The sequence below is a fragment of the Nonomuraea sp. NPDC050733 genome (assembly GCF_040654215.1).
In the GTDB taxonomy this organism is placed as follows: Bacteria; Actinomycetota; Actinomycetes; order Streptosporangiales; family Streptosporangiaceae; genus Nonomuraea.
In genome coordinates this window covers 189,938-207,369 of record NZ_JBFAHO010000001.1, presented here as the reverse complement: position 1 = coordinate 207,369, position 17,432 = coordinate 189,938, and the positions used below count along the sequence as shown (strand labels likewise).

The window sequence follows — 17,432 nt, the reverse complement described above, 5'->3', positions numbered from 1 at the left end:
AGGTCAGGCGGTACGTGGAGGACCGCGCCTGGCCAGGCAGTGACGGAGAGCGGGATCAGGGGGGACGGCGCGCACCCGCACCACGGGGGGCGCCTGCCGCGTGGACGGCAGCGCCGGGAACGGCCCGGCGAGGAGCGCGCGCCCGAGACGGCGTCCCAGGCCGTCGTGGAGGCGGCGCAGCAGTGACCAGAGCGCGGTCTCGCCGCGGGCCAGCCACCAGCCGGTGACGAGGGTGGCCGTCAGGTGGGCGGTCAGCATGCCGGCGTCGACGGCCAGGCCGTGTCCGCTGCCGGGGGTGCCGGCGGCCGGCCCCATCCCGCCGGCGGGGGAGCCGGGGAGGTGGACGGTCACGTAGCCGGTGTAGCCGTGGGTGGTGCCTCCGGCGAACAGCTCGTGCAGGCCCGCCTGCGCGACGGCCAGCGCGAGGTTGACCGTCAGCGGGTGCCGCTCCCTGCCGCCCAGCGCGAGCGCCAGCGCGGACACCGCCCCGAGGCCGAGCGCGGCCGTGCCCGGCGCGGGCACCGATCCGCCGCCCGCGGCGTGCGCCAGGGCCGCGAGGACGACGCAGACGGCGGAGAAGACGGCCGTCCGCGCGATCCTGAGGGGAAGGTGGGCGCGCATGAGCGGCCCCATCGTCTCACGGTCCCCCGGCCGTCGCGCAGCCAACGCCCATAACGGTCACGCCATGTCACCCGAGCCGGTGCCGCTCCAGCCGGGGCCGTACGATTCCGCGCCGTCCAAGCTGTGCAATGTGCGCTCATTTGCGGAGAATGTCGCTAGGGTCGTGCCGATCACGTTGACATAGAGGTGAGAACGTTGCGGCACTTTGCTGGATTGCTCCTCGGGCTCGTGGTGACGGCGGCCCTGGTCGGAGGCGGGGGATGGGCGGTCCAGCAGGCGCTGAGCACCGCGCAGCCGCCGGCCGGCCAGAAGCTCTGGATCGCGCTCGGCGCGATGGCCGCACTGGGCCTGCTGATGGGGCTGGTGGTGGCGGGACGGGTCTCGCCGCTGGCGACCTTCCTGCCGTCGATGGCGCTGCTCGCCTGGACGGTCGTGTACGCGCTCGACATGAACCGCGCGCTCTCCTACATCCCGGCGGAGCCGTCGGTGAACCAGATCGTCCGCGAGGCCGGGCAGGGGGCCAGGACCCTGCTGACCACGGGGATGTTCGCGCTGCTGGGCGTGGCGCTGTTCATCCCGGTGCTGATGCCGTCGCGCTGGGCGCGTCGCCACGACGACGACCTCGACGACGAAGAGTACGAGGAGAGCCGGCAGGGGGGCTACTTCTGACGGCCGCCCGGGCGGGAGCTCACCCGGACCCGACCGGCGGCACGGTGTCCGCGCGGGTGTAGAGGCGGGTGACGACCTCCTCGATCGTCGCCTGCCCGGGGGCGGTGGCCATGAGGTCCCCGACCGTGCCGTCGAAGGCCAGCCGCCCGTGGTCGATGAGCATGACCCGGCGGCAGAGCCGCTCGACGTCGCCGAGGTCGTGCGTGGTCAGCAGCACGGTGGTGCCCCGCTCGGCGTTGACCCGCAGCAGGAACGACCGGATGCCGGCCTTGCTGACCACGTCCAGCCCGATGGTGGGCTCGTCGAGCACCAGCACCTCGGGGTCGTGCAGCAGCGCGGCGGCCAGGTCGCCGCGCATCCGCTGGCCCAGGCTGAGCTGCCGCACGGGCGTGCCCATGAACCCGCCCAGGCCGAGGGTCTCGGTCAGCTCGTCCAGCCGCGCGGCGAACACCTTGCGATCTACTTTGTAAAGGAGCCGGATCAGCTCGAAGCTGTCCCGCAGCGGCAGGTCCCACCACAAGGTGGTCCGCTGCCCGAACACGACGCCGATCCGCCGCGCCAGCGCCGTCCGCCTGCGCGACGGGTCCAGCCCGGCGACGCGCACGCTGCCGGAGCTGGGGGTGAGGATGCCGCACAGCATCTTGATCGTGGTGGACTTGCCGGCGCCGTTCGGGCCGAGGCAGCCGACGAACTCGCCCGGCTCGATCCGGAACGACAGGTCGCTCACGGCGTGCACGACGGCGCGCCGCACCTTGAAGGTACGGCCGACGCGGTCCGCCTCGATGATGGGCATGGTCAACTCCCCGTGGATCGGTAGTGCCTGAGGCCCTGCCGCCAGGCCAGCCAGGCCGGCAGGACGAGGACGGCGGCGGCGACCGGGCCGAGGAACCGGACGAAGCCGGGCGTGCCGAACGGGTCGTCACGGTCCAGCACGTACAGGGCGGGCTGCCAGTTGACGAACGCCAGCGGCAGCACGTACGTCACCCCGCGTGCCAGGTCGCGCCCGTACACGCTGAGCGGGTACTGGGTGAGCTGACCGCCGCCGTAGGTGAAGGCGTTGGTCACCTCGGGGGCGTCGGTGAGGAAGAACTGGGCCGCGCCGCCGAGCGTCCAGATCGCGGCGAAGATGACGACGCCGGTGACGACCATGACGGGGACCATCCACAGTCTCCGGGCGTCCACGTCGAGGACGGACAGCGCGTAGCCGAGCACGGCGGCCGCCTGCATCACCCGCCCGGCGCGGGTGGGGGCGAAGCGGTCGGTGACGAGCTGGATCCACGCGCCCACCGGCCGCACCAGCATCGTGTCGAGCGTGCCCGCCCTGATGTGCTGGCTGACCCGGTCCACGTTGCTGACGAACATGTCGCACAGGGCGAACGACAGGCCGGCGCTGCCGTACAGGAAGAGGGCCTCGTCGCGGGTGAAGCCGGCCAGCGCGGTGGTGTGGGAGAAGATGACGATGATGACCGCCACGTCGGTGGCGGTGACGGCCACGCCGAGCACGACCATGAGGACGAACGAGGCGCGGTAGGCCATGGCGGCGCGGGTCCACGTCCACGCCAGCAGCGCGTACGTCCTAACCACCCTGGATCACCACCCGGTGGCGGACGGCGCGGGTGGCCAGGGCGCCGAGCCCGAGGAGCGCGGCGGCCCACACCGCCTGGAAGGCGAGGGTGGGGCCGGCCGGGGCCGTGCCGAGGTAGACGTCGGCGGGCGCCTGGGCCATGGCTGCCCACGGCAGGGCCCGCACCACCTCCCCGAGTGTGCCGGGGAACAGTGTGAGCGGCACCATCATGCCGCTGAGCAGCGTGGACAGCAGCATCGAGCAGACCATGACGCCCCGGTCGTCGGCCAGCCAGCAGACCGACAGGGCGACCAGGTAGCGCCAGGCGAAGCTGACGACCACCCCCGCCGTGAGGCAGGCGAGGAAGCCCGCCCACTGCGCGGGGCCCGCCGGAACGGTGATGCCGAACAGGACGGCGCCCGCGAGCATCGGCGCGACGCCGCGTACGAGGAGCTGCTGCGCGGCCCGGCCGAGGTCCTCGGCCAGCGTCCAGAGCTGGAGCGGGGCCGGGCGGACGAGGTCGAGCGCGATGTCGCCGCTGCGGATGCGTTCGGGCAGCGTCAGGCCGCCGCCCAGGAGCTGCATCGGCCCGATGAACGCCTGGGTGACGAAGCAGAACGTGACGGCGGTGCTCACGTCGTAGCCGGCCAGGCCGGGTCGGGCCTGCCAGAGCGCGATGAGGATGTAGGCGCGCAGCACGCCGAACACGCTGTTGGTGAAGGCCCCGGCCAGGGCCGCCCCCACGTACGTGGCGTGCTTGCGGAATCCGTACCGGACGAGCCGGGCGTAGAGGGGGAAGGTGACGCACCTCCGGAGGGTGATGGCACGGTGGCAGGCCGTGCCCGGACCCGCGCACGGGCCGGCTGATGGGAGCCCTGGATTATGGTCCGGGCGCCGCCGGGGCGGCAACGGATTTACCGCCGGGCCCGCGGGGGTTGCCGCCGTGTCTGGAGAGCCCGGCGAGCTGTCCCGGGGTCCTGGTCGTATCCGGGCCAAGATTTCCGCTAAGCATCGGGGCTGGTCTGAAGTGGAGCAGCCCCGGCGTCTGGGGGCCCGGGAGTGATCGCGATCTGCTGCCCGTCCATGCCGATGCGGGCTTCCTCAGATGTTCAGGCGGGTGGCGATGCCGTCGAGGAGGCAGTCGAGGCCGAGGTCGAACTGCCATCGGGTGTCGTCCTTGCGCGTGGCGGTGCGCAGGTAGTGCTCGTAGGTGGGATAGCGGCCGGTCCGCATGTGCCAGGTCATGAGCGGGGCGAGCTCGTTGCGTAGCTCGTCGCCGCTGGACAGGCTCTGCTCGCCCATGAAGGCGCTGACGGCGCTCTCATAGCTCATGGCGCCGTGCACATAGGCGTCCACGCCGCGGAAGACGCTCATCATCGTGTCGGCGTCCAGGCCGAGGCCGTCGAGCGCCGCCAGGGCCCTTTCGGCCACGGCCATCACGTTGGGCGTGAGGGCGAGCTTGGCCTGTGGCGGTAGCTGGGCCAGCCATCGGTGGTCCAGCATCAGCTCGCGCGTGCGTACGGCGAGCGCGCGCAGGCTCTCCCGCCAGCCGAGGCCGCCGGGTAGGCGCAGGTCGGCGTAGACATGGTCGACCATGAGTTCCAGCAGGTCGTCCTTGCCGGACACGTGGCGGTAGGGCGCCATGGGGGCGACGCCCAGCTCGGTGGCCAGGCGGCGCATGGTGATGGCCTCCAGGCCTTCGGCGTCGGCGATCGCGACGGCGGCCGTGGCGATGCGCTGTGGCGACAGGACTTGGCGGGGAGCCGGCGAGGGCCGCTCCAGCCGCTCCCATAGCGATGTGCTCTTGTCGGTGGTCATGCCGCCGGTCCTCTCTCCTCCGCACTTCGATACAACGTATCAGTTGTAGACAACGTACACATTGATGTGTACGTTGTCTCGCGAAATGTACCGTGTACACATTCAAGGAGTGTCAATGCTCAAGATCGCCGTCATTCTCGGCAGCACTCGCGAGGGGCGCTTCGGCCCCGCCGTGGCGCACTGGGTCATGGACCACCTGCACCAGCGCGACGACATGAACGTCGACCTGATCGACCTGGCCGAGACCCCGCTGCCGACCGTCCTGCCGGTGCTCGGGCAGCCGCCCTCCTCCCAGGAGGCAAGAGAGCTGCTGGCGGCCGTCTCGCCGCGCATGGCGGCGGCCGACGCCTTCGTCATCGTGACGCCCGAGTACAACCACAGCTTCCCGGCCGCGCTGAAGAACGCCATCGACTGGCATGGCACCGAATGGCAGGCCAAGCCCGTCGCGTTCGTCTCCTACGGCGCCTTCTCCGCCGGGCTGCGCGCGGTCGAGCAACTGCGGCTCGTACTGGCCGAACTGCACGCCGTCACCCTCCGCGACAGTGTCGGCCTGCAGCATCCCTGGGCGCAGTTCGACGGAGACGGCAAGGCCCTCGACCCGGCCGCCGACGCCGCCGCCAAGGTCATGCTGGACCGGCTCTCCTGGTGGGCGCACGCGCTGCGCGAGGCCAGGGCCGCCCGCCCGTACGCCGTCTGAGGCTCCATGACGCGCCTGGGAGCCTTCGGGCTACTGACCGGCATGTTCCTGGCCATGCTCGACGGCCTGATCGTGGGCACCGCGCTGCCCACGATCGCCGGCGACCTCGGCGGCCTGGACCAGCTGCCGGGCGTGGTCGCCGCGTACATGCTCGCCGCCGCGTCCACCACCCCGATCTGGGGCAAGCTCGGCGACCTGCTCGGCCGCAAGGCCACCTTCATCAGCTCCATCTCGCTCTTCCTGGCCGGATCCGCGCTCTGCGGCCTGGCCCAGACCATGCCCCAGCTCATCGCCTTCCGCGCCGTACAGGGGCTCGGCGCGGGCGGGCTCATGGTCGGCGCGCTGGCCATCATCGGAGTCCTGGTTCCGCCCCGCGACAGCGGGCGGCTGCAGTCGATGATCGGCGCCATCATGCCTATCGCCTACGTCGGCGGGCCCCTGCTGGGCGGGCTGCTCACCGACCACCTCAGCTGGCGCTGGACCTTCTACGTCAACCTGCCGATCGGCGCTCTGGCCCTGCTGCTCATCGCCGGACGCGTCCACCTGCCGCCCGCCCCACGCGACCGGCCGCGCATCGACTACGCCGGAGCGGCCCTGCTGACCGCCGCCATCGTGGCCCTGACCCTGCTGGCGGGCGGCACCTCCTGGGCTCTCGGCGTGATCGGCGTGCTCGCCCTGACCGCGTTCGTGGCCGTTGAACGCCGCACGGCCGAGCCGATCATCCCGCCCCGGCTGTTCGCCGACCGGAACTTCACCCTCGCCCAGATCCTCAGCTTCCTGGTCGGCGCGGTGATGCTCACCGTCGCCAACTACCTGCCGCAGTACCTGCAGCTCGTCCAGGGCGCCTCCCCCGCGGCCAGCGGCATGCTGCTGCTCCCGCTGATGTTCGGCATGCTCGGCGCCCAGCTGATCACCGGCCGCCTCATCAGCGCCAACGGCCACTACCGGAGCTATCCCATCCTCGGCGGAGCTCTCATGATCGCAGGCGCGCTGGCGCTGTTCCCGCTCGACGGCGACACCTCCGCCGCCCTCGTCTCGGTCCTGACCCTCATCATCGGGGCGGGCATGGGCCTGGTGATGCAGAGCGCCACCCTGATCACCATGAACAGCGCCGACCCGCGTGACATGGGCGCCGCCAGCGGCACGCTCACGCTGCTGCGCACCATGGGCGGCTCGCTCGGTATCGCCCTGCTCGGCACCCTGTACGCGGCCCGGGTACGCAACGACCTGGCCGCCCACCTGGGCCCGGCCACGGCCGACCGGCTGGCCACGAAACTCACTCCCGCCCTGCTGCCGACCCTGCCCGCCCAGGCGGCCGACGCGGTCCGGCTGGCCGTCACCGGCGGCCTGCACGTCATCCTCATCGGCGCCGCGGCACTGTCCGCCATCACCTTCGCCGTCGCCTGGCTGATCCGCGAAACCCCACTGCGGACCAGCAGCACCGACAACACCGACGCCGGCGCACCGGCCCCCGCCCGTTGACTCGGATGACGGGGCCTTCGCCGCGACCCATGGCAAGGAGTCTCGACATGCAATTCTGCTGTCACCACCGCGATCGGTCTGGCTCCGCGACGCTGCGCGCCGGGCAAGCACGAGTCGATCCGGGGCCGCCGGGCGGTGATCGTGTTGACATCGCCGCCGATAGGGTGATCCAGTGAGACTGGCGCATTTCGGACACGCCTGTGTGCGCGCTCAGGACGGCGATCGGGTGCTGGTGATCGATCCGGGCACCTTCTCCGACGCGGAGGCGGCGCTGCTCGGAGCCACGGCCGTGCTCGTCTCCCACGAGCATCCCGACCACGTCGACGTCGAGGCACTCAAGGCCGCCCGGGCAGGCAACCCCGCGCTGACCGTCCACACCCATGCGGCGCTGGCCGCCGAGCTCGGCGAGGGAGCGGTCGCGGTCGCCGCGGGCGAGACCTTCACCGCCGCCGGCTTCACCGTGAAGGCCGTGGGCGGCGTGCACGCCGAGGTCATCGACGGACTGCCCGGCTGCGCGAACCTCGGGTTCATCGTGAACGGCCTCTACCATCCGGGAGACTCCCTGTTCGTCCCGACCGACGAGGTCGACACCCTGCTGGTCCCGGCGGCCGGCCCCTGGGTGAAGATCGGCGAGGCCATCACCTTCGTCCGAGGCGTCCGGCCGGCCCGCGCGTTCCCGATCCACGACATCCAGCTCAGCAAGGTCGGTCTGGAATACTTCGACGCGTGGCTTGAGGAGGAGACCGACTACGCCCGCATCCCGGTGGGCGATTCAGTCGATCTCTAGACTCATGCGGAAACCACGAGGAACCATTCGCTGGGGTTGATCATGCGGCTTGGCGGTGGGGGCGGCCCCAGCGCTGCCGGTGATCGCGCCGGCGGCAGTGGCCAGCGGCGTGTACTGCTCCATCAGCCGTACCGTGACCCTGGTCGCCTCCGCCTGCGTCCGGAACCCGCGATGCCCGGCCACAGTGTGAAGGGCGGACCCGTTCGGGCGAACTTCCAAGCTCATCACCGAACAGGGCTGGACCACCAGGGAGGAACCCCGCTGACCAGCGCCCTATCGCTTGGCGGGAATCTTCGGCCGGATATGACCAGGACCCCGTCCCGATGCATCCGCGAAATACGCGCGTAAGGGATGAGTTGCTTACTCGTTGGTAGATCGGCGTTCTGCGGGGAAAGGGACTCATCGGAGGACCGATCATGCACATCGACAGGGACGTCGCTCCGGACTATCCCCTCAGCTGGCAGGCGCGCGCGTTCATCGGCCTGATGCGCGGCACGCTCAAGCCGGCGTCCAGCCTGTTCATGCGGCACGCCCTGGCCCTGGACTGCGCCGCCCGCCTGGGCGAGCTGGTCAACCTGCTGCCGCTGCGCCTGCCCGGCCACGTCACGGTCACCCCGGCCGCGTTCTCGGCGTGCGGCGGCGAGTGGGTGCGCGCCGGCGAGGAGCTGGACGAGGGCAAGGTGGTGCTGTACTTCCACGGCGGCGGCTACTTCTCCGGCTCCCCGGCGACGCACCGGCCGATCACCTGGCGTCTGTCGCGCGTGGCCCGGCGCCCCGTGCTCGCCCTCGACTACCGTCAGGGCCCGGTGCACCGGCTGGCCGACTCCCTGTCGGACGCGCTCGACGCGTACCGGTGCCTGCTGGAGCGGGGGTACGCCCCGGAGGACGTCCTCCTCGCGGGCGACTCCGCCGGCGGGCACCTCACGCTGGCCACCCTCCTCGCGCTGCGCGACCGGGAGCTGCCGATGCCCGGGGCGGCCGTCTGCCTGTCGCCGTGGGCGGACCTGACGGACTTCCCGCGCCGGGTCAACGCCTGGCATGACCCGATGCTGCCGGCCGGCCGGGTGCGCTGGCTCGCCCGCCGCTGGACCGCCGGCCTGGACCCGCACGACCCGCTGGTGTCGCCGGTGCTGGGCGACTTCGCCGGGCTGCCCCCGCTGATGATCCTGACGGGCTCGACGGAGGTGCTGCGCGACGAGGCCCGCCGCGTCGCCGCCCGCGCGCGGCAGGCGGGGGTGCCGGTGCGGTACGAGGAGTGGCGGCGGATGCCGCACTGCTTCCCGCTCCTGGCGGACGTGGTGCCGGAGGCGCGGCTGGCCTTCCGGCACATGGGGGAGTTCCTGGCGGCCGTGGGCGGCTCCTCGGCCCGGGACGAAGGAGCCGCGGCCTGACCCTTCCCCGGCGTAGGACCGGGTCACTTGGGTAGGCGGTGTAAGTTAGCCTTACCTAAGTGGAGCGGAAGGGTTGGTGTATGTCCGGCAAGCCCAGGGACCACCATCGCGGCGTCGTCCTGCGCACCGAGCGGCTCACCCCGCACATGATTCGCGTCGTGGTGGGCGGTGACGGCCTGAGCGACTTCGCCACGTCCGGGCTCACCGACCACTACGTCAAGCTGGTCTTCCCGCACGAGGGCGTCGACTATCCCGAGCCCTTCAGCGTCAAGAACGTCCGCGAGACCATGCCCCGCGAGCTGTGGCCCCGGCTGCGCAGCTACACCGTGCGCTCCTGGGACGCCGAGGCGCGCGAGCTGACGATCGACTTCGTCCACCACGGCGACAAGGGCCTGGCCGGCCCGTGGGCGGCCAAGGCCGTGCCCGGCGACGAGCTGCTCATGCTGGGCCCGGGCGGCGGCTACGTGCCCGACCCGGCGGCCGGCTGGCACCTGCTTGCCGGTGACGAGAGCGCGCTGCCCGCGATCGCCGCCTCGGTGGAGGCGCTGCCCGCGGGCGCCCTGGCGTACGTGCTGCTCGAAGTGGACGGCCCCGCCGAGGAGCAGAAGATCGAGACCGTGGCCGACGTGCGCGTCACCTGGCTGCACCGCGACGGCCGGCCCGTCGGCGAGGCGCTGGTGGAGGCGCTGTGCGGGCTGGACTTCCCGGAGGGCGACGTGCACGCGTTCGTCCACGGGGAGGCCGGCTTCGTCCGGCGGCTGCGTCACCACCTGCGCGTCGAGCGGCGGGTGCCGCTGGAGCGGCTGTCCATCTCCGGCTACTGGCGCTCCGGCGTGGACGACGAGGCGTGGCGGGCGGTCAAGAAGGAGTGGAACCGGCAGATCGAGGCCGAGGAGGCAGCCGAGCTCGGCTGACCGCCTCCCCGGCGACGGTCACGGGATCTTGGTGAGGTCCACGAGGCGCATCCGGCCCTGGACGGTGTAGAACATCAGTTTCTGCCCTATGTTCGGCACGAAGCCGAGCATGGACGAGCGCGCATTCCCCAGGACGGCGGACCTGCCGGTCTTCCTGTCGTGCATGATCTCCAGCGCCGGTCCCCTCCCCCTCACCAATTCGGCGCAGAACCGGCCGGGCGTCACCATCTGCGGCCGCTCCGCGCACGGGTCCGGCCGCTCCTGCGAGCCGTCACGCAGCCGTGTGAACGCGCCGCGAACGGTCCAGCCGGCGCATATCTCCCGACCGCACCGGACCATCTCGTCCGCCGGCCGGGTGAAAGCCGTGTCGGTCTCGCCGGTCTTCACGTTGCGGATGGTGCCGAACATCGGCTCGCCGTCGGAGCTGGCCATGCCGGGCCGGCCGACCCACGGCCATGCCAGCAGGTGACTGTCCTCACCGCCCTTGACGGGTTTCACCGTCCCGCCCCGGAAAGGAACGGTGAACACCCCGCCGTCCTGCACCGAGAACACGATCCGGTCGCCGACCACGGCCATGGCGTCGACGCCCCCGTCGTCCATGGGGAGCCTGGCCACGAGGTCGGCGGGGCCGCCCGACAAGGGAGCCGACCAGAGCTGCCCCCGGCCGTTCCCCGGCACCGTCCACCACATCACCCGGCCACCACCCGCAACGAGACCCTCAGGGAACAGCGCCGTCTCCTTCGGCAGGTCGGTGATCTTCCGAGCGTCCCGCGTCCTGACGTCGTAGGTGTAGAGGGCATCCGGCAGCTTGCTCTCGTACTCCGGCGTCACCAGGAGCGTCCGCTCGTCGATGAACTGGTACGGGCGGAACGCGCGCCCGTCCGGCAGCCGGGCCGGCAAGTCGTGGAACGCCCGCGGCCACACCTTCTCGATGGCGGGCGGAAGTTTCGCCGCCGGCGGGGTGGCGGGCATAGCTCGTGGCGTCCCGCTCCTGAGCGCGAACGTCGCCCCGCCCACCAGCGCCACGACCGCCGCCGCGGCCAGCACCGCCCGGGTCCGGTTGCGGCGCCTGCGGTAGCGGGTCTCGACCGTTCCGGCCAGCGTGCCGGGTGCGTGGGGCGCCTGCCCGGCCGCGCCGGCGAGGGTTCTGCGCAGGGTCTCCTCGAGGTCGTTCATCGCGCCTCTCCTCGGTTGCTGCGGACGGGGGTCTCCTGCGGTACGGCGGTGCGGAGCTTGTCCAGGGCCCTTGAGGCCTGGCTGCGCACGGTGCCGCGCGAGACGCCCAGGACGCCGGCGATCTCCTCGTCGGTGAGCTGCTCGTAGTAGCGCAGTACCACCACCGCCCGCTGCCGGCGGGGCAGCCCGGCCAGCGCGTGCCACAGCCACTGCTCGTGCCCGTCGGGCAGCGCGTCGTGGTGCTCGCGTTCGGGCGGGTCCCAGGCGAGGTGCTCGCGCCGCCGTAACCGCCAGGCGCGGATGTGCAGCCTGGCCATCGTCGTGCGCGCGTAACTCTCCGGGTTGTCCTTCAGCCGCACCCGCGCCCAGGCGCCGCGCAGCTTGACCAGCGCCTCCTGCACCAGGTCGGCGGCGTCGTGCGGGTTCCCGGCGAGCACGTATCCGTAGCGCAGCAGCGCGTCGCCGCGTTCGGCGACGAACTCCGCGAAACGGGGGTCTTGGTCCACGTGCGTCAGCCCTTCGTCGTCTTGGTCACCTCCCAGAGGCGCCGGGCGCGGAAACTGTTGCACGCGAAAAAGGGCCGCGCCGATCCGGGGGGAGATCGGCGCGGCCCTGGGTCGCCGGGGGAACCCTCCCATGCCCTGGAGGTGCCGGCGAGTCGTGAGGCCCCTGGACGGTCAGTGGGCCGGGATTTCAGTGGGCCGCAACGAACTGCTCCTCTTCGGTGGAGCCCTTGAGGGCGGTCGTCGAGGAGTCGGGCGCGACCGCGGTGCTGACCAGGTCGAAGTAGCCGGTGCCGACCTCGCGCTGGTGCCGGGTGGCGGTGTAGCCGCGCGCCTCGGCGGCGAACTCCTCCTCCTGGAGGTCCACGTACGCCGTCATGCCGCTGCCGGCGTACCCCTGGGCGAGGTCGAACATCGAGTAGTTCAGCGAGTGGAAGCCCGCCAGCGTGATGAACTGGAACTTGTACCCCATGTGGCCCAGCTCCTTCTGGAACCTGGCGATCGTGGAGTCGTCGAGGTGCTTCTTCCAGTTGAACGACGGGGAGCAGTTGTAGGCGAGCATCTGGTCCGGGTACTCCGCCTTGATCGCCTCGGCGAACTCGCGGGCGACGTCGAGGTCGGGCGTGCCGGTCTCCATCCACAGCAGGTCGGAGTGCGGCGCGTAGGCCAGGCCGCGGGCGATGCACGCCTGGACGCCGTTGCGCACCCGGTAGAAGCCCTCGGGGGTGCGCTCGCCGGTGGTGAAGCGCTGGTCGCGGGGGTCCACGTCGCTGGTCAGGAGCGTCGCGGCCTGGGCGTCGGTCCGCGCGATGATCAGGGACGGGACTCCGGCCACGTCGGCGGCGAGCCGGGCGGCGTTGAGCGTCTTGATGTGCTGGCCGGTCGGGATGAGCACCTTGCCGCCGAGGTGGCCGCACTTCTTCTCGGAGGCGAGCTGGTCCTCCCAGTGCACGCCGGCCGCGCCGGCGGCGATCATGCCCTTCATCAGCTCGAAGGCGTTCAGCACGCCGCCGAAGCCGGCCTCGGCGTCGGCCACGATGGGCGCCAGCCACTCCCGCTGCTCGCCCTCGGACCAGCTGATCTGGTCGGCGCGCAGCAGGGCGTTGTTGATGCGCCGCACGACGGCCGGCACCGAGTTGACCGGGTACAGGCTCTGGTCCGGGTACGTCTGGCCGCCCAGGTTGGCGTCGGCGGCGACCTGCCAGCCGGACAGGTAGATGGCCTTCAGCCCGGCGCGCACCTGCTGGACGGCCTGGTTGCCGGTCAGCGCGCCGAGCGCGTGCACGTAGTCCTCGGTGTGCAGCAGCCGCCACAGCCGCTCGGCGCCGAGCCGGGCCAGCGTGTGCTCCTCCTGGACGCTGCCGCGCAACCTGATCACGTCCTCGGCGCTGTAGGTGCGCTCGACGCCCTCCCACCGAGGGTCGTTCTCCCACTCTTCACGCAGCTGCTCCGCAGCTCCCTTGAGGCGATCGTTCATGTTTGCACTCCTTTGTCGTCCCCTGGGGCCTGTATCGAGTGTGTGCCCCGGAAACGCCCGATTGACAGGCCGAATCGCTCAGAAGAACGACCGATTTTCTGCTTATGTTGAATACTGGCGGGTATTCAGTAGAGAAGAAATCGCGAGTTTTCCCGTTGGACTAGACCAATCGAGGGCGTCGGGCCTGGTTCCGCCGGCGTACCTGGAAGATCGCGAAGAAGCTAGAAAATAGGCCGAAATTCTGTCTAAGATGCCGACATGGCCTCCTTGGTAGGGGAAGAACCGCTGCTTTTGACGCAGGAGCTGGATCTCATCGCCTTCGGCCAGCGCCTGCGCCACCTGCGCAAACAGCGTGGGCTGACCCTGTCCGACCTCGGCGCGCGCGTCAGCAGGGCGCCGAGCCAGCTCTCCCTGCTGGAGAACGGCAAGCGGGAGCCCAAGCTGTCCCTGCTCAAGGCGCTGGCCGCCGCGCTCGGCGTGCCCATCGAGGAGCTGCTGCGCCGCCAGCCGCCCAACCGGCGCGCCCAGCTGGAGATCGCCCTGGAGGAGGCCCAGCGCGACCCCATCTACACGGCGCTCGGCCTGCCCCGGCTCAAGGTCTCCGCGCGCGTCCCCAACGACGTGCTGGAGCACATCCTCGGCCTGTACGGCGAGCTGCGCGCACGGCAGGCGCGCGGCACCGCCACGCCCGAGGAGGCCAGGGCCGCCAACGCCGAGCTGCGGCGCCGCCAGCGGGAGCTGGGCAACTACTTCCCCGAGATCGAGAACGCCGCCGCCGAGGCCCTGGCCGCCGTCGGCTACCGCACAGGCGCCCTGTCGCAGAGCATGATCCAGAGCCTGGTCACGCACTTCGGCTACACCGTGCACACCGCGCAGGACCTGCCCCGGTCGGTGCGCTCCATCACCGACCTGCGCAACCGCCGCATCTACGTCAAGCACGAGCAGCTCGGCATGCACACCCCGCGCACGATCCTGCTGCAGACGCTCGGCCACCTCGCTCTCGGCCACGGCAAGCCCCGCGACTTCGCCGACTTCCTGCGCCAGCGCACCGAGGCCAACTACTTCGCCGCCGCCGTGCTCGTCCCCGAGAAGGCCGCCGCCGTCTACCTCCAGGAGGCCAAGGCCGACCGGGCGCTGTCGGTGGAGGACCTGCGCGACGTGTTCGCCGTGTCGTACGAGATGGCCGCCCACCGCTTCACCAACCTCGCCACCCACCACCTCGACCTGGTCTGTCACTTCGTCCGCAACGACGCCGGCGGCACCATCTACAAGGCGTACGAGAACGACGGCATCGTCTTCCCCGCCGACGAGCAGGGCGCGATCGAGGGGCAGCGGATGTGCCTGCAGTGGTCGGGACGCCAGGTGTTCACCTCGCCGGACCGCTTCTCCGTCTTCTACCAGTACTCCGACTCGCCGACCGGCACGTACTTCTGCGTCGCCCACGTCGACCCGTCGCGCGAGCGGGACTTCGCGATCACCCTGGGAGTGCCGTTCCGCGAGTCGCGCTGGTTCCGCGGCCGGGAGACCACGAACCGTACCCGCAGCAACTGCCCCACCGGCGACTGCTGCCGCCGCCCGCCCGCCGACCTGGCCGAGCGCTGGGAGGGGTACGCCTGGCCGTCGGCCCGTGCCAACTCACACGTGCTGGCGGCGCTGCCGCCCGGCTCGTTCCCGGGCGTGGACGAGGCCGACGTCTACACCTTCCTCGAACGGCACGCGGCCACAACCTGACCAGGTGGTCACGGGGCGTGCGAGGGGACGCCCTAAGCTTGGGCCCATGGGGTGGACGGGGGAGGACTGTGTGCCGCCTGAGGTGCGCGCCTGGTCGCGCCGCCGCACCTCACGGGCGGCGGACTGGCCGGCGCGCATGCTGGCCGAGGCCAAGGGCGGCACCACGATCAGCGTGGTGCTCCCGGCGCGCGACGAGCGCGAGACCGTCGGCGACATCGTCCGGGTGATCCGCGGCGAGCTGGCGGGCCTGGTGGACGAGGTCGTGGTCATCGACTCGCGCTCCACCGACGACACCGCCGCCGTCGCGGCCCGCGCCGGCGCCCGCGTCCACGCGCAGGACGACATCCTGTCCCACCTCGAACCGCTCGGCGGCAAGGGCGAGGCGCTGTGGAAGTCGCTGGCCGTCACGGAGGGCGACATTCTCGCGTTCGTGGACGCCGACATCCGCAACTTCCGGCCCGAGCTGGTGACCGGCCTGCTCGGCCCGCTGCTGTCCGACCCCGGCGTCGTCTACGTCAAGGGCTGCTACGACCGGCCGCTCAGCGGGGCGCCGACGGGCGGCGGGCGCGTCACCGAGCTGGTCGCCCGCCCGCTCATCAACCTGCACTGGCCGGAGCTGGCCGGGTTCGTCCAGCCGCTGGCGGGCGAGTACGCGGGCCGGCGCTCCGTGCTGGAGCGGGTGCCGTTCATCACCGGCTACGGCGTGGAGCTCGGGCTGCTCGTGGACCTGGCGGAGCTGGCCGGGCTGGACGCGCTGGCCCAGGTCGACCTGGGGGTGCGGGAGCACTCGCACCAGTCCACCGAGGCGCTCGGGGCGATGGCCGCGCAGATCATGCTGGCCGCCTGGTCCCGGCTGGAGCGGCAGGGCAAGATCCAGGCGTTCCAGCGGCCCGGGGTGCGGCTGACGCAGTTCAGGCGGGGCGAGGCCGGCCACGAGGCGTTCGCCACGGACGTGTCCATCGCCGAGCGCCCGCCGATGAGCACCGTGCGCGCGGCCTGGCCCGGAAGGGCTACTGGCCGGTAAGGTATGGCCGCGGTAGACCCGGCAGGGAGTCCGGTGCGCCCCGGTGCGCGCCCGTTCCCCGGCCGGCGCGGCCTCGGGTCCTTCTCAGGGAGCGTGCATGGGCGGGTTCGATCTGGAGCTCGGCGACGACGTCATCGAAGTGCGCGACTGGGTGCACGCGTTCGCCCGCGACGTGATCCGCCCGGCGGGCGCCGAGTGGGACGAACGCGAGGAGACGCCCTGGCCGATCCTCCAGGAGGCCGCCAAGATCGGGCTGTACTCGCTCGACTTCTTCGCCACGCAGTGGTTCGAGGAGAGCGGCCTGGCGCTGCCCGTGGCGTTCGAGGAGATCTTCTGGGGCGACGCCGGCATCGGCCTGTCCATCGTCGGCACCGGCCTGGCCGCCGCGGCGCTGTCCGCCAACGGCACGCCGGAGCAGATGGGCGAGTGGCTGCCGCAGATGTTCGGCACGGCGAACGACGTCAAGCTGGGCGCCTTCTGCGCCTCCGAGCCCGACGCCGGTTCAGATGTCGGCGCCATCCGCACCCGCGCCGTGTACGACAACGGCGACTGGGTGCTCGACGGCGTCAAGACGTGGGCCACCAACGGCGGCATCGCCGACGTCCACGTGGTCGTCGCCTCCGTGGACCCGGAGCTCGGCACCCGCGGCCAGGCCAGCTTCGTCATCCCGCCGGGCACGCCGGGGCTGTCCATGGGGCAGAAGTTCAGGAAGCACGGCATCCGGGCCTCCCACACGGCCGAGGTGGTGCTGGACGGCGTCCGCGTGCCCGGCTCGTGCCTGCTCGGCGGCAAGGAGAAGCTCGACGCCCGGCTGGCCCGGGTCCGCGGCGGCGAGCGCGCCGGGGAGCAGGCCGCGATGCGCACCTTCGAGACCACCCGCCCGTCGGTCGCCGCGATGGCGGTCGGCATCGCCCGCGCCGCCTTCGAGTACGCCCGCGACTACGCCCGCGAGCGGGAGCAGTTCGGCCGCAGGATCGGCGAGAACCAGGCCATCGCGTTCCTGCTGGCGGAGATGGCGACGCGGGTCGACATGGCCCGCCTGCTCACCTGGCGCGCCGCCTGGATGGCCCGCACCGGCAAGCGCTTCGGCCAGGCCGAGGGCTCGATGTCGAAGCTCGTGGCGGGGGAGACGGCGGTCTGGGTGACGGAACAGGCCATCCAGATCCTGGGCGGAGCGGGGTACACGCGCGAGCACCCGGTGGAGCGCTTCCACCGCGACGCCAAGATCTACACCATCTTCGAGGGCACGTCGGAGATCCAGCGCCTGATCATCGGCCGCGCGGTCACCGGCCTGCCCGTGCGCTGAGAACTTCGCAGGCGGCATCGACCTCGGTAAGACCGGCATGCTGCGCGCCAGGTCGTGGTGATGGCCGTGGACGCGCCCGCCCGGGGCCGCTAGCAGAGCAGGCGTCGTGCGGACTCGACAGTCCCCATGGGCGTTCTCGCCACGGTGTAGTAGTTTCCGCGGCCCGACCGGCTGCAGTACGCGTAGGCCGTGACCGGGCTGGTTCCTCTGGGGCAGCAGCCAACGCGCTTGTCGAGGCCACCTGAGACATCTATCCAGACTTCTACGGTGAT

18 protein-coding genes are annotated in these 17,432 nt (G+C 71.7%); 9 read left to right on the top strand and 9 right to left on the bottom strand.

What is annotated here, in order from left to right; genetic code table 11:
• Nucleotides 1-3: 3 nt before the first annotated feature.
• A complete protein-coding gene (locus AB0H64_RS00960; protein ID WP_357618442.1) occupies nucleotides 4-633 on the bottom strand; it encodes an MFS transporter in 630 nt (209 codons plus the stop codon).
• A gap of 183 nt (nucleotides 634-816) precedes the next feature.
• On the opposite strand from AB0H64_RS00960, the gene AB0H64_RS00955 reads away from it, so the two are divergent.
• Nucleotides 817-1,290, top strand: coding sequence for a hypothetical protein (locus AB0H64_RS00955; protein WP_357618439.1), 474 nt, complete (start codon nucleotides 817-819; stop codon nucleotides 1,288-1,290).
• A gap of 19 nt (nucleotides 1,291-1,309) precedes the next feature.
• On the opposite strand, the gene AB0H64_RS00950 is transcribed toward AB0H64_RS00955, so the two are convergent.
• The 4 genes from AB0H64_RS00950 to AB0H64_RS00935 all read right to left on the bottom strand — a co-directional run bounded on the left by AB0H64_RS00950 (nucleotide 1,310) and on the right by AB0H64_RS00935 (nucleotide 4,672).
• Nucleotides 1,310-2,083 (bottom strand): ATP-binding cassette domain-containing protein, encoded by a 774-nt coding sequence (locus tag AB0H64_RS00950; protein WP_357618436.1) that lies wholly within the window; start codon nucleotides 2,081-2,083, stop codon nucleotides 1,310-1,312.
• 2 nt (nucleotides 2,084-2,085) lie between these two features.
• Nucleotides 2,086-2,874, bottom strand: a complete 789-nt coding sequence (locus AB0H64_RS00945) for an ABC-2 family transporter protein (RefSeq protein WP_357618433.1) — start codon at nucleotides 2,872-2,874, stop codon at nucleotides 2,086-2,088.
• Nucleotides 2,867-3,598 carry an ABC-2 family transporter protein gene (locus tag AB0H64_RS00940; RefSeq protein WP_357618430.1) on the bottom strand — a complete coding sequence of 244 codons (732 nt, stop codon included), beginning with the start codon at nucleotides 3,596-3,598 and terminating at the stop codon, nucleotides 2,867-2,869. The genes AB0H64_RS00945 and AB0H64_RS00940 overlap by 8 nt, the downstream gene beginning before the upstream one ends.
• A 357-nt stretch (nucleotides 3,599-3,955) precedes the next feature.
• Nucleotides 3,956-4,672 (bottom strand): TetR/AcrR family transcriptional regulator C-terminal domain-containing protein, encoded by a 717-nt coding sequence (locus AB0H64_RS00935; protein ID WP_357618427.1) that lies wholly within the window; start codon nucleotides 4,670-4,672, stop codon nucleotides 3,956-3,958.
• 115 nt (nucleotides 4,673-4,787) lie between these two features.
• On the opposite strand from AB0H64_RS00935, the gene AB0H64_RS00930 reads away from it, so the two are divergent.
• From AB0H64_RS00930 to AB0H64_RS00920, 3 genes are all read left to right on the top strand, one after another.
• Nucleotides 4,788-5,369 (top strand): NAD(P)H-dependent oxidoreductase, encoded by a 582-nt coding sequence (locus AB0H64_RS00930; protein ID WP_357618425.1) that lies wholly within the window; start codon nucleotides 4,788-4,790, stop codon nucleotides 5,367-5,369.
• Nucleotides 5,370-5,375: 6 nt separating this feature from the next.
• On the top strand, nucleotides 5,376-6,851 hold the full coding sequence (locus AB0H64_RS00925) for an MDR family MFS transporter (protein ID WP_357618422.1): 1,476 nt from the start codon (nucleotides 5,376-5,378) through the stop codon (nucleotides 6,849-6,851).
• A 172-nt stretch (nucleotides 6,852-7,023) separates the two neighbouring features.
• Nucleotides 7,024-7,638, top strand: a complete 615-nt coding sequence (locus AB0H64_RS00920; protein WP_357618419.1) for an MBL fold metallo-hydrolase — start codon at nucleotides 7,024-7,026, stop codon at nucleotides 7,636-7,638.
• Here AB0H64_RS00920 and AB0H64_RS00915 read toward each other — a convergent pair.
• Nucleotides 7,624-7,761, bottom strand: a complete 138-nt coding sequence (locus AB0H64_RS00915) for a hypothetical protein (protein WP_357618416.1) — start codon at nucleotides 7,759-7,761, stop codon at nucleotides 7,624-7,626. The genes AB0H64_RS00920 and AB0H64_RS00915 overlap by 15 nt on opposite strands.
• A gap of 293 nt (nucleotides 7,762-8,054) precedes the next feature.
• On the opposite strand from AB0H64_RS00915, the gene AB0H64_RS00910 reads away from it, so the two are divergent.
• Together AB0H64_RS00910 and AB0H64_RS00905 are read left to right on the top strand one after the other, a co-directional pair.
• Nucleotides 8,055-9,029, top strand: a complete 975-nt coding sequence (locus AB0H64_RS00910; protein WP_357618413.1) for an alpha/beta hydrolase fold domain-containing protein — start codon at nucleotides 8,055-8,057, stop codon at nucleotides 9,027-9,029.
• An 80-nt stretch (nucleotides 9,030-9,109) separates the two neighbouring features.
• Complete coding sequence (locus AB0H64_RS00905) at nucleotides 9,110-9,943, top strand: siderophore-interacting protein (RefSeq protein ID WP_357618410.1); 834 nt, start codon at nucleotides 9,110-9,112, stop codon at nucleotides 9,941-9,943.
• An 18-nt stretch (nucleotides 9,944-9,961) separates the two neighbouring features.
• Here the strand turns inward: AB0H64_RS00905 and AB0H64_RS00900 are convergent, their stop codons facing one another.
• The 3 genes from AB0H64_RS00900 to aceA all read right to left on the bottom strand — a co-directional run bounded on the left by AB0H64_RS00900 (nucleotide 9,962) and on the right by aceA (nucleotide 13,099).
• Nucleotides 9,962-11,119, bottom strand: coding sequence for a hypothetical protein (locus AB0H64_RS00900; RefSeq protein ID WP_357618407.1), 1,158 nt, complete (start codon nucleotides 11,117-11,119; stop codon nucleotides 9,962-9,964).
• Nucleotides 11,116-11,625, bottom strand: coding sequence for a SigE family RNA polymerase sigma factor (locus tag AB0H64_RS00895; protein ID WP_357618405.1), 510 nt, complete (start codon nucleotides 11,623-11,625; stop codon nucleotides 11,116-11,118). Before AB0H64_RS00895 ends, AB0H64_RS00900 begins: the two co-directional genes overlap by 4 nt.
• Nucleotides 11,626-11,812: 187 nt before the next feature.
• The gene (gene aceA / locus AB0H64_RS00890; RefSeq protein WP_357618402.1) at nucleotides 11,813-13,099 is read right to left on the bottom strand and encodes an isocitrate lyase; all 1,287 of its coding nucleotides are present in this window, start codon (nucleotides 13,097-13,099) and stop codon (nucleotides 11,813-11,815) included.
• A gap of 291 nt (nucleotides 13,100-13,390) precedes the next feature.
• On the opposite strand from aceA, the gene AB0H64_RS00885 reads away from it, so the two are divergent.
• From AB0H64_RS00885 to AB0H64_RS00875, 3 genes are all read left to right on the top strand, one after another.
• Complete coding sequence (locus AB0H64_RS00885) at nucleotides 13,391-14,830, top strand: helix-turn-helix domain-containing protein (protein WP_357619685.1); 1,440 nt, start codon at nucleotides 13,391-13,393, stop codon at nucleotides 14,828-14,830.
• A gap of 70 nt (nucleotides 14,831-14,900) precedes the next feature.
• Nucleotides 14,901-15,854 carry a glucosyl-3-phosphoglycerate synthase gene (locus tag AB0H64_RS00880; RefSeq protein WP_357619683.1) on the top strand — a complete coding sequence of 318 codons (954 nt, stop codon included), beginning with the start codon at nucleotides 14,901-14,903 and terminating at the stop codon, nucleotides 15,852-15,854.
• Nucleotides 15,855-15,951: 97 nt separating this feature from the next.
• Nucleotides 15,952-17,160 (top strand): acyl-CoA dehydrogenase family protein, encoded by a 1,209-nt coding sequence (locus AB0H64_RS00875; protein ID WP_357618399.1) that lies wholly within the window; start codon nucleotides 15,952-15,954, stop codon nucleotides 17,158-17,160.
• Nucleotides 17,161-17,432: the final 272 nt, after the last annotated feature.

Bases quoted from the DNA above. Each gene is read 5' to 3' on its own strand.
- AB0H64_RS00960 (WP_357618442.1), bottom strand. From the start codon at position 633: ATGGGGCCGCTCATGCGCGCCCACCTTCCCCTCAGGATCGCGCGGACG.
- AB0H64_RS00950 (WP_357618436.1), bottom strand. From the start codon at position 2,083: ATGCCCATCATCGAGGCGGACCGCGTCGGCCGTACCTTCAAGGTGCGG.
- AB0H64_RS00935 (WP_357618427.1), bottom strand. From the start codon at position 4,672: ATGACCACCGACAAGAGCACATCGCTATGGGAGCGGCTGGAGCGGCCC.
- AB0H64_RS00930 (WP_357618425.1), top strand. From the start codon at position 4,788: ATGCTCAAGATCGCCGTCATTCTCGGCAGCACTCGCGAGGGGCGCTTC.
- AB0H64_RS00925 (WP_357618422.1), top strand. From the start codon at position 5,376: ATGACGCGCCTGGGAGCCTTCGGGCTACTGACCGGCATGTTCCTGGCC.
- AB0H64_RS00915 (WP_357618416.1), bottom strand. From the start codon at position 7,761: ATGGAGCAGTACACGCCGCTGGCCACTGCCGCCGGCGCGATCACCGGC.
- AB0H64_RS00910 (WP_357618413.1), top strand. From the start codon at position 8,055: ATGCACATCGACAGGGACGTCGCTCCGGACTATCCCCTCAGCTGGCAG.
- AB0H64_RS00905 (WP_357618410.1), top strand. From the start codon at position 9,110: ATGTCCGGCAAGCCCAGGGACCACCATCGCGGCGTCGTCCTGCGCACC.
- AB0H64_RS00900 (WP_357618407.1), bottom strand. From the start codon at position 11,119: ATGAACGACCTCGAGGAGACCCTGCGCAGAACCCTCGCCGGCGCGGCC.
- aceA (WP_357618402.1), bottom strand. From the start codon at position 13,099: ATGAACGATCGCCTCAAGGGAGCTGCGGAGCAGCTGCGTGAAGAGTGG.
- AB0H64_RS00875 (WP_357618399.1), top strand. From the start codon at position 15,952: ATGGGCGGGTTCGATCTGGAGCTCGGCGACGACGTCATCGAAGTGCGC.